This window comes from endosymbiont of Ridgeia piscesae (genome assembly GCF_001443665.1).
GTDB classification, from domain to species: domain Bacteria; phylum Pseudomonadota; class Gammaproteobacteria; order Chromatiales; family Chromatiaceae; genus Endoriftia; species Endoriftia persephonae.
Genome location: NZ_KQ557130.1, coordinates 67806 through 81406, shown reverse-complemented (window position 1 = coordinate 81406; position 13601 = coordinate 67806). Strand labels below are relative to the sequence as shown.

The 13601-nt window shown below is 61.7% G+C and carries 6 protein-coding genes and 2 pseudogenes; 1 reads left to right on the top strand and 7 read right to left on the bottom strand.

What is annotated here, in order from left to right; all coding sequences use genetic code 11:
- Positions 1 to 103 precede the first annotated feature (103 nt).
- A pseudogene (locus tag Ga0074115_RS15830) lies at positions 104 to 286 on the top strand (TusE/DsrC/DsvC family sulfur relay protein); the annotation flags it as partial.
- A 22-nt stretch (positions 287 to 308) separates the two neighbouring features.
- Here the strand turns inward: Ga0074115_RS15830 and Ga0074115_RS09275 are convergent.
- From Ga0074115_RS09275 to Ga0074115_RS09245, 7 genes and pseudogenes are all read right to left on the bottom strand, one after another.
- Positions 309 to 632 carry a hypothetical protein gene (locus tag Ga0074115_RS09275; RefSeq protein WP_057957332.1) on the bottom strand — a complete coding sequence of 108 codons (324 nt, stop codon included), beginning with the start codon at positions 630 to 632 and terminating at the stop codon, positions 309 to 311.
- A gap of 101 nt (positions 633 to 733) precedes the next feature.
- Entirely contained in the window at positions 734 to 1579 is an 846-nt protein-coding gene (locus tag Ga0074115_RS09270; RefSeq protein ID WP_057957331.1) for an HAD-IIA family hydrolase, read from the bottom strand.
- A 60-nt stretch (positions 1580 to 1639) separates the two neighbouring features.
- A complete protein-coding gene (gene purL, locus Ga0074115_RS09265; protein ID WP_060528447.1) occupies positions 1640 to 5527 on the bottom strand; it encodes a phosphoribosylformylglycinamidine synthase in 3888 nt (1295 codons plus the stop codon).
- A gap of 437 nt (positions 5528 to 5964) precedes the next feature.
- Positions 5965 to 7341 (bottom strand): DUF3999 domain-containing protein, encoded by a 1377-nt coding sequence (locus Ga0074115_RS09260; protein WP_057956585.1) that lies wholly within the window; start codon positions 7339 to 7341, stop codon positions 5965 to 5967.
- Complete coding sequence (locus Ga0074115_RS09255) at positions 7338 to 10049, bottom strand: DUF2339 domain-containing protein (RefSeq protein ID WP_060528446.1); 2712 nt, start codon at positions 10047 to 10049, stop codon at positions 7338 to 7340. Before Ga0074115_RS09255 ends, Ga0074115_RS09260 begins: the two co-directional genes overlap by 4 nt.
- A gap of 172 nt (positions 10050 to 10221) precedes the next feature.
- Positions 10222 to 10530: an endoglucanase gene (locus Ga0074115_RS09250; protein WP_232433015.1), complete on the bottom strand. Its 309-nt coding sequence runs from the start codon at positions 10528 to 10530 to the stop codon at positions 10222 to 10224.
- A gap of 144 nt (positions 10531 to 10674) precedes the next feature.
- A pseudogene (locus Ga0074115_RS09245) lies at positions 10675 to 13600 on the bottom strand (heavy metal translocating P-type ATPase).
- Between the last annotated feature and the right edge of the window lies 1 nt (position 13601).

The following is a 13601-nucleotide window of genomic DNA, read 5'->3' as shown; positions in this document are numbered from 1 at the left end:
CTCCACTACATCTTTCCTTTTCTGATCACGCTGTTCTTTTATCGTAGCCATGGAAAGCAGTATACACTGCCAATACTTTCGGAACGATTAATACTATCGAGGGCGTGGGGATGAAGCCTCTGCCCGAGAGGTCATGAAAGCCCTGGGGGAGGAGTTCGCAGGCGATGGCGGGCGTAAATGGCTCTACCAATGCTTTCCGGGCGGACCAGTCAATCAGGCCTCTTTCATTGCCGGCATTCCCATCCCAAGTGGAGCATCTGACCCCTCTTTTGGCAGCCGGCTTTAACAGACGCTAATTACCCGGCGATTCAGCTCGATTTCGAGATCACGTCGAGATAACCGCGCTGAATCGCTATCTCAAGTGACTGCGCGCCATTCACCAGTTCTTCATAGGTTTCGCGCAGTTTTTTTAGCTGATCGATCTGGTCGGGAGATGGCAAGCCGTTACCCACTACACCTGCTATATCGAACAGTTCCTTGAGGTAGACGACACGCGCCCGCGCAACCAACACCATGACCGGGTTCAAATCACTCAGCGACAATTTTGGGATCGCTGGATTTATGGTCTCCCGATTGATTTCCCTGATCGTCTTGTCGATCTCCAACAGAAGCCTATTGTTGTCGGTTAACATCGTTGCACTCTCCTTAGGTAGCTGCCGAAACAAATATCGGCACCCTGGTGGAATGCTTTATTTCGTTCCCCAAATGACCAATCCAGAGGCCAAAATCTCAGTCAGAAGGAGACCAGCGATTGCAGATACCAGGTAGGACAGACATCATCTCGCGGCGGATGACTACCGCCCAGCCCGGTGGAGACCAAGGCCGAATCGATACCCGCCCGGTTGGCACCGGCAATATCGGTAGCCAGTTGGTCCCCGATCATTATCGGCTTCTGCACATTCAGAAACTGAAGTGCCTGATCGAAGATCGGCGCATAGGGCTTGCCGAGTCGCACAAATCGCGGAGCATGCTGACCATAGCGTTCCAGCAGCAGCGCCTCGATCATCGCCGCCAGGCCGCCTGAGGTAAAACCATACTCGCCGGGAGAGAGCGGATAGATAATATCCGGATTGCACAGCACCAACTCCACCGGGTGGCCCATATCAAACCGCCGCATCACCATGCTCAGCGCCTTGTTCATACCTTCCACGCAGTCGAATCCCTTCTGATCCGCGATCACCAGCACATCCGCATCGACCCCTTCTCTTAACGGCTCTGGGTATCCACCGGCGCGGCGCACATAATCCTCTGACTCTTCAGGGCCCAACACCAGGCAGCCGCAACCGACCAGGCCGCGTTTGACAAAGTAAGCTTCCAGCAACATACCTGAGGTGAGGATGGAGAACTCCGCAATCTCCAGCCTCTGACGCAGATAGTCCATTACCATCGTCGAAGGTAGCCGTGACGCAGAGTTGGTCAGCACCAAATAAGGTATGGCCATCGCATTCAGGCGATGGATAAATGCCTCCGCCCCCGGCAGCACCCCCCGCCGGTCGACCAAAACACCAGAGGCATCGAGCAGAAAGCCATCATAACGTTCGATAAGATCATCGATAGTCGTCGATACAGATAAATCCATTAGTTCCCAAATCCAGCAACAAAACCCGGCATAGCCGTTTATCTAAAGAAGAGGAGAGGCTCAGCCCACCCATACCCGGGCATTCCGGAACAGCCGCAGCCAGGGGGCATCACCACCCCACTCATCCGGGTGCCAGGAGTTCTGCAGAGTGCGAACCACCCGTTCCGGATGCGGCATCATGATGGTGACCCGGCCATCACTGGAGGTTAGGCCGGTGATACCTTCTGGCGAGCCGTTGGGGTTGGCCGGATAACGACTGGCCGGCTCACCGCTGTTCTCCACATAGCGCAACGCCACCTGCGACTGAGCCGCGGCCAGCTGCGCTGCATCGTGAAACTCCGCCCTGCCCTCGCCGTGCGCCACCGCGATCGGCATTCGCGAACCCGCCATGCCTGCCAGCAGAACCGAGTTTGTCTCGCCCACCTCGACACTGACAAAGCGCGCCTCGAACTGCTCCGAGCGGTTGCGCACAAAATGGGGCCAGTTCTCGGCCCCAGGGATCAACTCATGCAGATTGGAGAGCATCTGGCAGCCGTTGCAGACCCCCAGCGAGAAGCTGTCGCTACGCTCGAAGAAGGTCTGAAACTGATCCCGCGCACGACTGTTGAAGAGAATCGACTTGGCCCAGCCCTCGCCGGCGCCGAGCACGTCGCCGTAGGAGAAACCACCGCAGGCCACCAGCCCCTTGAACTCATCCAGCGAGTGCCGCCCCTCGATGATGTCGGACATATGCACATCGACACACTCGAAACCGGCGCGATGAAACGATGCTGCCATCTCCAGTTGGCCGTTAACCCCCTGTTCGCGCAGGATCGCTATCTTCGGATGGACCCCGCTGGCAATCATTGGCCCCGCCACATCCTCCGCCGGATCAAAACTGAGAGAGACCTGAATGCCCGGATCGTCTGCCGCGATGCGCTCGAACTCCTCCTCGGCACAGCTGGGATTATCGCGCAGCGCCTGCATCTGCCGGGTTACCTCTGACCAAGCCTGTTGCAGCTCCACCCGACTTGCCTCCAGCAGCAGCTTGCCCGTGCGGGAGACCCGGATCTGCTGATCGTCGTTAAGGGCGCCGATCACTTGCGAACAGTGGCCCAGCCCGGCATCGTGCAGCGCCTTCAGCACATCGTCAGTATCGGTATGGCGCACCTGCACCACCGCGCCCAGCTCCTCGTTGAACAGCAGCGCCAACGGCTCGCCGGGGAGATCATCTAGCTCGATGTTCAGGCCGGTGCGACCGGCAAAGGCCATCTCAGCAAGGGTGGCGAGAAGGCCGCCGTCAGAGCGGTCATGGTAGGCCAGCAGCAGCCCGTCCCGATTCAGCTCCTGGATCACATCGAAGAAACGCGTCAACGTCTCCGCGTCATCCAGATCGGCGCCTTCATGGCCGATCTGCTTGTAGACCTGGGCCAGCGCCGTGGCGCCGAGCCGATTATGCCCTTTGCCCAGGTCGATCAGGATCAGGTCGCTATCCCCCTGATCGCTGCGCAGCTGCGGTGTCAGGGTGCCACGCACGTCCTCCACCGGGGCGAAGGCGGAGATGATCAGCGACAGCGGCGCGGTTACCTCGCGCTGCTCCTCCCCCTCCTGCCAGACCGTCTTCATCGACATCGAGTCCTTGCCTACCGGAATCGCGATGCCGAGTGCCGGACAGAGTTCCATACCCACCGCCTTGACGGTCTCGTAGAGCCTGGCATCCTCACCAGTGTGACCCGCCGGAGCCATCCAGTTGGCGGAGAGCTTGATATCGCCGATCTTGCCGATCTGCGCGGCGGCGATATTGGTGATCGCCTCACCGATCGCCATCCGCCCGGAGGCCGGCGCATCAAGCAGCGCCAGCGGGGTGCGCTCGCCCATCGCCATCGCCTCACCTGTGTGGCCCATCAAGCCGGAGGTAGTAACCGCCAGATCAGCCACCGGCACCTGCCAGGGGCCGACCATCTGGTCGCGGGCCACCATACCGGTGATCGAACGGTCACCGATGGAGATCAGGAAGGTCTTGTTCGCCACCGTCGGCAAGCGCAGCACCCGCAGCGCCGCCTCCTTCAGGTCGATCTCGCTGGTATCAAGTTCTGGCTTAGCGAAAGGCCGATGATGCACGTCACGCAGCATCCGCGGCGCCTTGCCAAACAACAGCGGCATCGGCAGATCGATCGGTTTGTTGTTGAAGTGGGCGTCGCCCAGCAGCAGGTGCTCCTCATCGGTGGCCTCCCCCACCACCGCGTAGGGGCAGCGTTCGCGCTCGCAGATCGCCTTGAACTCGTCAAGCCGCTCAACGTCGATCGCCATCACGTAGCGCTCCTGGGACTCGTTACACCAGATTTCCATCGGCGCCATGCCGGGGTCATCGTTGGGCACCATGCGCAGCTCAAATCTGCCGCCACGGCCGGCATCCTTGACCAGCTCCGGCAGGGCGTTGGAGAGGCCGCCGGCACCCACGTCGTGGATAAACAGGATCGGGTTCTCGCCGCCGCGTGCCCAGCAGGCATCGATCACCTCCTGGCAACGACGTTCCATCTCGGGGTTGGAGCGCTGTACCGAGGCGAAGTCGAGATCCTCCGCTGAGGTGCCGCTGGCCATCGACGAGGCGGCGCCACCGCCCAGGCCGATCAGCATCGCCGGGCCACCCAGCACCACCAACGGCGAGCCCGCTGGGAAGGTCGTCTTCTCGATATGTTCGCCACGGATGTTGCCGAGCCCGCCGGCGAGCATGATCGGCTTGTGGTAGCCGCGCAGCTCTTCACCGTCCGGCCCTGCCACCCATTGTTCGTAGGTGCGAAAGTAACCGCACAGATTGGGCCGACCAAACTCGTTGTTGAAGGAGGCAGCGCCGATCGGCCCTTCGAGCATGATATCGAGGGCCGAGACGATACGCCCCGGCTTGCCGTTATCCTGCTCCCAGGGCTCTTCGCCGCCGGGCAGGCGCAGGTTGGAAACCGAGAAGCCGTTCAACCCTGCCTTCGGCTTAGAGCCCTTGCCGGTAGCGCCCTCGTCGCGGATCTCGCCGCCGGAGCCGGTGGCCGCGCCAGGATCGGGAGAGATGGCAGTGGGGTGGTTGTGGGTCTCCACCTTCATCAGGATGTGGATCTCCTCTTCGCCGAAGCTGTAGACCCCATCTTTGGGATCCGGCAAGAAACGTTCAGCGCGCGGGCCGGCCATCACTGCCGCGTTGTCCTTGTAGGCGGAGAGCACACCGTCCGGTGAGCAGTCGGTGGTGTTGCGGATCATCTTGAACAGGGAGCGCTGCTGAGGCTCGCCGTCGATAATCCAGTCAGCGTTGAAGATCTTGTGGCGACAGTGCTCGGAGTTGGCCTGGGCGAACATCATCAGCTCGACGTCGCTGGGATTGCGCCCCAGCCCCTGAAAGCTCTCCAGCAGATAGTCGATCTCGTCGTCGGAGAGGGCCAAACCCAGCTCGTCATTGGCACGCTCCAGGGCAGGCCGCCCCCCTTCCAGTAGATCAACGCGCGTGAATGGCTTGGGCTCAGCATGACTGAACAGGCAGTCCGCCTCATCCATCCCGGCCAGCACCACCTCGGTCATGCGGTCGTGCAGCAGGGCTGCGAGCACTCTACTTTCGCCATTGGAGAGTTCGCCATCTTCCAGTTGCAGATAGTAGGCCATGCCCCGTTCCAACCGCTCGATCTTCTGCAGACCGCAATGGTGGGCAATATCAGTCGCCTTTGTAGACCAGGGAGAGATGGTGCCGGGCCGTGGCACTACCAGCAGCAGACTCCCCTCAGGATCGTGCTCTGACAACTGCGGACCATAACGCAGCAGCTGTTGCAGCACCTCGCCCTCTGCTGCATCCAGGGGCTGGCTCAGCTCGGCAAAATGCATGAACTCAGCATAGACACCGATCGGCCTGCCGAGCAGCGTTTCAAGCCGCCGGGCGAGTTTCTTCAGGCGAAAATCAGAGAGCGCGGGCGCACCACGGAGAATGAGCATCGTCTGGCCTTTTCTTGTCAATCAAAACAGGTCGGCAATCATACAGGAAAAGCGCTGGCGAGTTGATTGGCGGGTCCTGCATTGCAGCCACCCGCATCCGGGACTATGTTGAAGATAGAGGGCAGGAGATGACCTGTCCGGGAGGTCGAGATGCGTAGAAGCAACATTCGCCACACCCTGATGTGGATACTCGCCTTTGTGCTGATACTAGGATGGATCGGCGTGCTCGCGCTTTAGGGAGCATCGGGAGCATCGAAACGAGTCATGGAGGGCAGCATCGCTGCTCCAAATTATCCAATGCTGCGGCACAATTCAGGTGGTAGGTCGGCTGTTGCTGAAGTCGATTCAGCTGACCATCACTCTATTCGCAGAGTACCGCAGACGGTACAAACGCATCGAAGCTGGGGCCATTCACACGGGGAGAAGTGCTCCTCAGATCAGCTCCCTCCCTGCCTGGCGAGCTGCCGAGCCGTGGACCAGGCCATCCAGCCCAACAGCAGACTGGCAAGGATCAGCACCCCCCATAGCAACCACTGCTTCCAATCACCCACCAGCGGGGGTGATAACACTGCTTCCCCCGCGAGAGATTCAGGCACATCGATCCCTACCTGCCGACTGACCAGGTGATCCTGCTGCCCTGCACTGAACCCTTGCCAGAGATCCGCACTCTGCTCCGCTTGCACTCGGGCACTGCCATAGGCGAGCAGAAAAGGCCCATCGCCGCGGGCGGCAAAACGCAGCCGGTGAGGGATCCAGTGTAGCTCGATGCGGGGCGCTGTTTTGCCGAAGCCGCCCCCCGACTTATCCACTCGCAACCGCCAGTAGCGATCAGCCACCGGCGTCAACGCCAGACTGCTCTGCTGCATCTGCACGCCCTCACTCTGCAGGCTGTAGATCAGCCCGGCAGCACGCTGCTGCCAGCGTTCCTTCGGTCCGCCCCGGGAGTAGAGCCTGACCCGCGCTAGGCTATTCGGCTCCTGGGGCAGAATCTCGATCCCGCTTAGGGGCAGGCTGACAGGGATCTGAAAACGGTAGTCGCCCGCCGCCACCCGTTGCAGATCGGCGATCACCATCGACTCGGGCTCGATCACAGGCTGGGCCCCGCCAAGTTCGAGCTGGACCGAGCTGAGCCTGACCGGCCGGCTCTGATCAGCCGGGGTCAGTCGCAGATAGCGGGGCGGACGTCTGCCCAGCGGGATCCGCTGCTGTTGCAGCTGCTCGCCATTGTGCTGCAGGTCGGCAATCACCGCTTTGTCGGTGAGCAGCGACCAATGACTAAGATCGTTACTCTGCTCCAGCCTAAGACGCTGCACAAAGCCTCGCTCCCCGGCAGCCCACTGCAGGATCAGCCCCTCAACGGCGGGAGGTTCATCGTCCCCCCACAGTTGCAGCAGATAGCCATGCAGCACCTCATCCTGAGACTGTTTCATTTCGCGGGTGTAGAGGGTCAGCTGTCCATCCCCGGCCGGCTGACTCATCTGCATCGCGATCAGCTGAAGCGTGGCCTCGCTGGGACCGAAGAGCGGGAAGAGCTTGACCTGCCGCAGCTGTTTTTCAGCCGGCTGCTGACTGGACAGCCGTTGCAGGGCATGGGGCACTTGGCTCCCTTGGGCGTTGAACAGGCTCAGGTCGCCCAGATCACTGCGCACAACCCCCTGGTAGACCGCCAGTGGCACCGACAACTCATAGAGTGGCCTCTCACCACTGGGATGCAGCCTTATCCCCCAGGCGAAATCGGCCGGCGCCAGTGCAGTTCGATCGGCCACCGCCAAGGTGGAGAGCAGCAGCAGAGACAACAGAATCGTGGACTTCATGACTGCTCCTCCACGCTCTCTGACTGGGGCTGGCGGGGTGGCACCGGAGCAAGATAGCCCACCAGCAACAGCAGCGCCCCTACTCCCAGAAAGGCGACAATACGCGCCAGGGTGGCAGTGTTGGAGAGATCGATCAGGAACAGCTTCACCACCACCATCCCCATCAGCCCGGCCCCCACCAGCCAGAGCAGACGAGAGTGGCGACGATGGCCCACCACCATTCCGACCAGGCCGAGCAGCGCCCACAGCATTGCCAGCCCCGCCTGCAGAATCTGTGAATCGAACAGAGCATCGGCAGTAAAAGGCACCCCGGCCCAGTGATGTATCGTGCGTGCCAGTATCCCGTTTAGCCAGAGAAACAGGCTGGCGCCCAACAGCGCAAAGTAGTAACGGGCCACCAGCCCCTGCTCCAGCAGCCAGCCACCGGCCCGCTGCCACCACTTCACCAGTAGCAAAAACACAGACAGCATGGTCAGATCGAGGGGGTTGAGCAGCGGCAGATAGGCCAGAGGCCGAGGGTCACCGGTACTAGTCAGATTGGCCACCACCACCCAACCTAGCAGCCAGGCGACCAGCGGTGCTGCAATGGCGGTCGCATAGAGATCCGCGAGCTGCGCCAGCGGCCAGCGCAGCAGTCGCCCGCCATGCGTCGCCAGCAGCACCATCAACAACGGCACCAAACCCCAGACGCTCAACTCCCAGCCATGGCCACCGGCAATCAGTCTATCGATCCGCCAAGCCGCCTCCAGACTCAACAGCCAGCAGAGCGCCCAGAAGCTGCCGGCATGCCAGTAGCGCTGCAGTTGGGGCGGCATCTCATCCCACTCCAGCCCGCGTATGATCCAGTAGAGTGCGGCAAACATCAGCACCCAGCCCAAGCCCGCCCAGCTGATCAGGTAATGGCCGTGGACCTGCCCCATCGCCACCAGCATCAGCAGCAGTGCCGGCAACAATCCCAGAGAGACCAGGCGCAGGCGCGACCAGTCGAGCCGCCGACGCAGTAGCTCCGCCCCCACTGCGGTGGCCGTCAGCAAGAGCAGCAGCCAACTCGATTCATCGATCCCCTGAGCAAAGTGCAGGATCTCCTGAAAATTCCCGCCAAGCCACCAGAGCAGCCCCCAAGCAAACAACAGTGGGACCAATCGCTGCTCCAGCTGATGGCTCTGCTGCCGATGGCGATCGAGATAGAAGGCGCTGAAGATGCCGGCAAAGGCGATCAGCGCCGCCCCCAGATAGAGGCTGTTGAGCAGCGGCAGCCCCCAGTCGATGCGATACCCCGCTTCGAGATAGAGCAGCCCGGCCAGCAGCTGCAGCAACAGGCCGAACAGCCGCGGCAGCAGGCGCGACTGACGGCTACCGATCCAGATCATCGCAGCCCCCTCCAGCGCCCAAAAGGCAGAACTCAGACGCCCCTCCAGGGCGAACGGAATAGCCAGGGTGGAGAACACCATACCGGTCGCGAGGAAGCTCTCACAGAGCAGGCGCAGACTCTCTCCGCCGCGGCGGAACAGCAGCGCCGCCAGGCTGATATAGAAACCGCCCAAGGCCAGGGCACTGAACGCCAGTCCATACTCAAAATCCTTTACCAGCGCGGCCTGCAGCGCCGCCGTCGCCAGCGGCACGCCAAACACCAGTGAACCATCTACCCAGCCTCTGAGATTGGGTGGCTGACGCAGCGCGAACAGCACCGCCACCGCCACATACATCAAAAAGAAGGTGATCAGGAAGGGCTCAGTGGTGGCGAAGAATTCGGAGTGATAGAACTGAAAACCCCAGAGGCTGCCAATAACGAAGGTGGCGCCAAACCCGAGCAGATTGAGGATGCGCCAGGCACGGAACCATGCGATCGCCAGGATGCCGCCATTGAGCAGCAGATAGTAGCCGAACAGGGCGACATGGCTCCCCTCCCCGGTGGAGATCAGCAACGGTGCAAGAAAGCCACCGGCGCTGCCCAACACCGCCAATGCCCGGGAGTTCTGCAGCAGTGCCAACAGTGCCGAAAAAGCGACAAACAGCAACAGCAGCACAAATGCCATGCTGGCGGGAATCAGATTGTAGAGGCGCAGCGCGGCAAACACGGTCAGATAGAGCAACCCCACCGCCCCACCCTGTAGCGCCAGGGCATAGCTCTCTCGCTGGTGGCGCAGTCGCCAACCGAAACCCAGCATCAATACACCGCCCAGTGCCACGCCGACCAGGCGCAACTCCATCGGCAGTTGGCTGTGCTCGGCGGCATATTTCAATAGAAAGGCGACACCGAAAAAGAGCACGATGACGCCGACACGCACGATCAGGTTGCCACCAGTCAGATAGCCTTTGAGCCATTCAGTCAAGCTGACCAACCAGTCACTGCGAGCAGGCTTCTTCAGGGAGGGATCAGGCGGTTCAAAGGACATGGATGCAGTGATTTCCGGAGGAGTCCGCAGCACCTCAGACGGGGCTTCAGGAGTCCGTTTTGGCATCACTTCTGCGGCTTCCGGCGCTGCAACTGGCGGCTTGACCCGTTGCGCGTCGAGTGACTCAGCGGGCTGCACAACCGACCTCTCCCTCTGCAACTGTTCCAGCTCGTGTGCTAGCCGAGAGAGACGGCCCTCCAGCCTGAGCAACTTGCCCACAAGCCAGCCAATCACTGCGCCAAAAACAGCCCCCTCACTTCCCAGCAGGGCCATCGCTAGCAGCCCCCCCAATATCACCAGCACATAGACCATGCATAACCCCCTGTGAGACGCCTGCTTGCCGCTCAATCGTAGCGCTCCTGCAGGAGCGCTATCCTGAGCGGATTGGAGTCTTCAAGATGGACTCTCCATGGGGGGAGTTAAAGGATTGCGAAGGAAGTCGTGCCAGCTGCATCCTGGAGGATCATCTGGCGATACCAGCCGATCAGGCGTATTCGTCGATGCCCAACACGGCGCTGACGTAATCCCGCTCATTGATCTGATCGAGAGATTGGTAGGCATTCAGGGCCTGGCGGGCACGTTGGTCGATCTCGTCCTGTGCCAGATTCTGCTGGCGATGGCGCCTGGCAAAGAGCGCCTCTGCCCGCTCTGGCGTCGCCACAGGACGGAGCGTCGACCGCTCCACCAGGGTCGGATCAGTGGTTTCTGGACGGGGGGCAATACGGGAGGGATCGACCTCGCGCTCGTGCACGGGCCGTGTCGGCAGGGCGATGATTGAACCCCGTATTTCCAACTCCGCTCCCTTCAATCGAATTCGATGCTTATCTGGCAGGGAATTGTAATCCAGATTACAGGATCAATAATCCCTCGAAGTGCGACAATGTCTACATTTTAGACCTTTTCCTGCCACACAGAGGCACAGCTCCGATTACCAACTCTAGACAAGCTCTGCGGAGTAACCCGCCTGCTCTACCGCACCCAGCAGCTGTGCCGTATCGGCACTACCTTTGACCAGAGCACGACTCGACTCCAGATCAACCTCCGCCGACTCCACCTCAGACACCGCCTCCAGGGCCTTTTTTACATGGGCCACACAGTGGGGACAGGTCATCCCGGTCACTTTCAGTTCTACAGACATCGACATCTCCTCTAGGTCGGGTTTAAAAAATCGCAGCCGGTTGGCGTTACTCACCACGGTCACCGAAGAGAGCGCCATCGCCAGGCTGGCAAACATCGGCGGCAGCAGCCAGCCGGTAAACGGGTAGAACAGACCGGCCGCCAGCGGGATACCGATCAGATTGTAGATGAAGGCGCCAAACAGATTCTGGCGGATATTGCGCAGGGTGGCGCGGGAGATGGCGATGGCAGTGCTGACGCTGGCCAGGGAGTCCCCCGCCAGGGTCACATCGGCGTTGTCGATCGCCACATCGGTGCCGCTGCCGATGGCAAAGCCGGTGTCGGCCTGGGCCAGGGCCGGCGCGTCGTTCACCCCATCCCCGACCATGCCGACCCGATGCCCCTGAGCCTGTAGCATCTGCACCACCTTGAGCTTGCCCTCCGGCAGCATCTCCCCGTGCACCTCGTCGATGCCAAGCTGGGTGGCCACCGCCTCGGCAGTGTGGCGGCTGTCACCGCTACAGAGCACCAGCCGGATCCCCTGACGCTGCAACAGCCGCACCGCCGCCGGGGTATCGGCGCGGATCGGATCTTTCACCACCAGCAACCCGAGCAGACGCCCACGGAGGGCCAGCCAGACCAGACTACCCCCCCGCCGAGGCCTCCTGCTCCGCCTGTTTTAGCAGCGACGGCGGTATCGTCACCCCCCGCTGCGCCAGCAGCCGCCGGTTACCGATCAACACCGCCTGACCGGCAACCTCGGCCTCTCCACCCTGCCCCGGCAGGGCATGAAAGGCGTTGGCTGGGGGGATCGTCAGGCCAGCCTCCCGCGCTGCCGAGGTGATCGCATGAGCCAGCGGGTGTTCCGACTCCTGTTCCAGCGCCGCAGCCAGTTGCAGGCAGAGATCCTCTGTCGCCGTATCGAGGGGATAAATCTTGTGCAGCAGCGGTCGTCCCTGGGTCAGGGTGCCAGTCTTGTCCAATACTAGATGGGTCAGGCGGCTCGCCCCGTCCAACGCCTCGCTGTTACGGATCAGGATGTTGAACTGGGCCGCCCGTGCCGTGCCCACCATGATAGCGATCGGGGTGGCCAACCCCAGGGCACAAGGGCAGGCGATCACCAGCACCGCAATGGCGGCGGTCAGGGCCAGCGGCAACGCCGGGGCCGGGGCCAGCGCCATCCAGACGACAAACGATAATAGGCTGATCGTCACCACCACCGGCACAAACACCGCCGCCACCCGATCGACCAGCCGGGCGATCGGCGGCTTGCTCATCTGCGCCTGTTTCACCATGCGGATGATCTGGGCCAGGGTGGTCTGGCCGGCGATCCGGCTGACCTCCAGCAGCAGTGCACCACTGCCGTTGACCGTACCGCCGATCACCCTATCACCACTCCCCCGCTCTTGGGGCAGCGACTCGCCACTGATCATCGACTCATCCACCGAGGAATGCCCCTGCAGCACCTGCCCATCCACCGGGATCTTCTCCCCCGGGCGCACCCGCACGCGATCCCCGATCTGTACCAGCGAGGCAGGGATCACCACCTCCTCGCTGCCTCTGAGCAGCGATGCCCGCTTAGGCACCGACTCCAGCAAGCTGCCGATCGCCTGGCTAGTGGTACGTTTGGCCCGCACCTCCAACAGATGACCGAACTGCAGAAAGGCGAGGATTATCACCGAGGCATCCAGGTAGAGCGCATCGGTAACGACCCATTCAGGCGCAACGATCGCCAGCAATGAAGCGATCCAGGCCGCGCCGGTCCCCAACGCCACCAAGGTATCCATATTGGCAGAAGCGTGGCGAGCCTGCTTCCAGGCACCACGGTAGTAGTGACCACCGCTAAAGCCGATCACGCCGAGAAACAGCAGCGCAATCCCCAGCCACAGCCCGCGATTGCCCTCCAGGGGCGGCAGCCAGCCGGAGTGACTGGCGACCATCAGACCGATACCTGCGCTCCCCGCCAGAGCTGCCCGCCAGATCGAACGCCGCAGTTCTCGGCGCGCCCGCCGCTCCTGTTCCAGCTGCGGGTCGTCGAACTGCTCCTCCAGTTCAGCATCAGGACAGATCTTTTGCACCGCCAGCAGCAGATCCGCCGGATGAGCGCGGCTCTCCAACGCTATCCCCTGAGGCAGAGTTTGCATCGTCAATTGCGGATCGAGTCCAAGCAGAAGTGGTTGCAACTGCTGCTGTTGTGCTTCACTCAAGGGCGCAGCAAACCGGAACTGAAAACGATCAACCGGACGCCCCGGCTGTTGCAGGCTAGCCTGATAACCCTGTTCGATCACCGCCTGCACGGCCGCGACAGGATCGCCACCACTGACCCGCGCCTGGCGCTCCAGCAGACTGACCTGCACGGAATCGACGCCGCTCACCGCGCCAACCGCCCGCTCCACTGCCCCCACACAGGCGGAGCAGCTCATATCCTCGATCTCGATCAGGTACTCTTCGCCGCCATCCGCCAGCGGTGCTGCCGCTTGATCCGGCTGCGCCGGGTAACCTTGAGCGCTGACATGCTCGGCCACCTGAATCGGATCGCCACCCACCACTTGGGCCTGTCCCTCAAGCAGGTTCACCGCCACATCCTGCACCCCATCTACCGAACGAATCGCCTGCTCCACCCGACTCACGCAGGCGGCGCAGCTCATCTCCTCGATCTTCAGGGTATAGGGGCGCGAACCGGTATCGGCCGGACTGGCCGACTTGCTGGATTGGGAGCGGTATTCCGCTCGCTGTGACTCACTCATA

Coding starts and splice junctions, on each gene's coding strand:
- Ga0074115_RS09275 (WP_057957332.1), bottom strand. CDS start 632: ATGTTAACCGACAACAATAGGCTTCTGTTGGAGATCGACAAGACGATC.
- Ga0074115_RS09270 (WP_057957331.1), bottom strand. CDS start 1,579: ATGGATTTATCTGTATCGACGACTATCGATGATCTTATCGAACGTTAT.
- purL (WP_060528447.1), bottom strand. CDS start 5,527: ATGCTCATTCTCCGTGGTGCGCCCGCGCTCTCTGATTTTCGCCTGAAG.
- Ga0074115_RS09260 (WP_057956585.1), bottom strand. CDS start 7,341: ATGAAGTCCACGATTCTGTTGTCTCTGCTGCTGCTCTCCACCTTGGCG.
- Ga0074115_RS09255 (WP_060528446.1), bottom strand. CDS start 10,049: ATGGTCTATGTGCTGGTGATATTGGGGGGGCTGCTAGCGATGGCCCTG.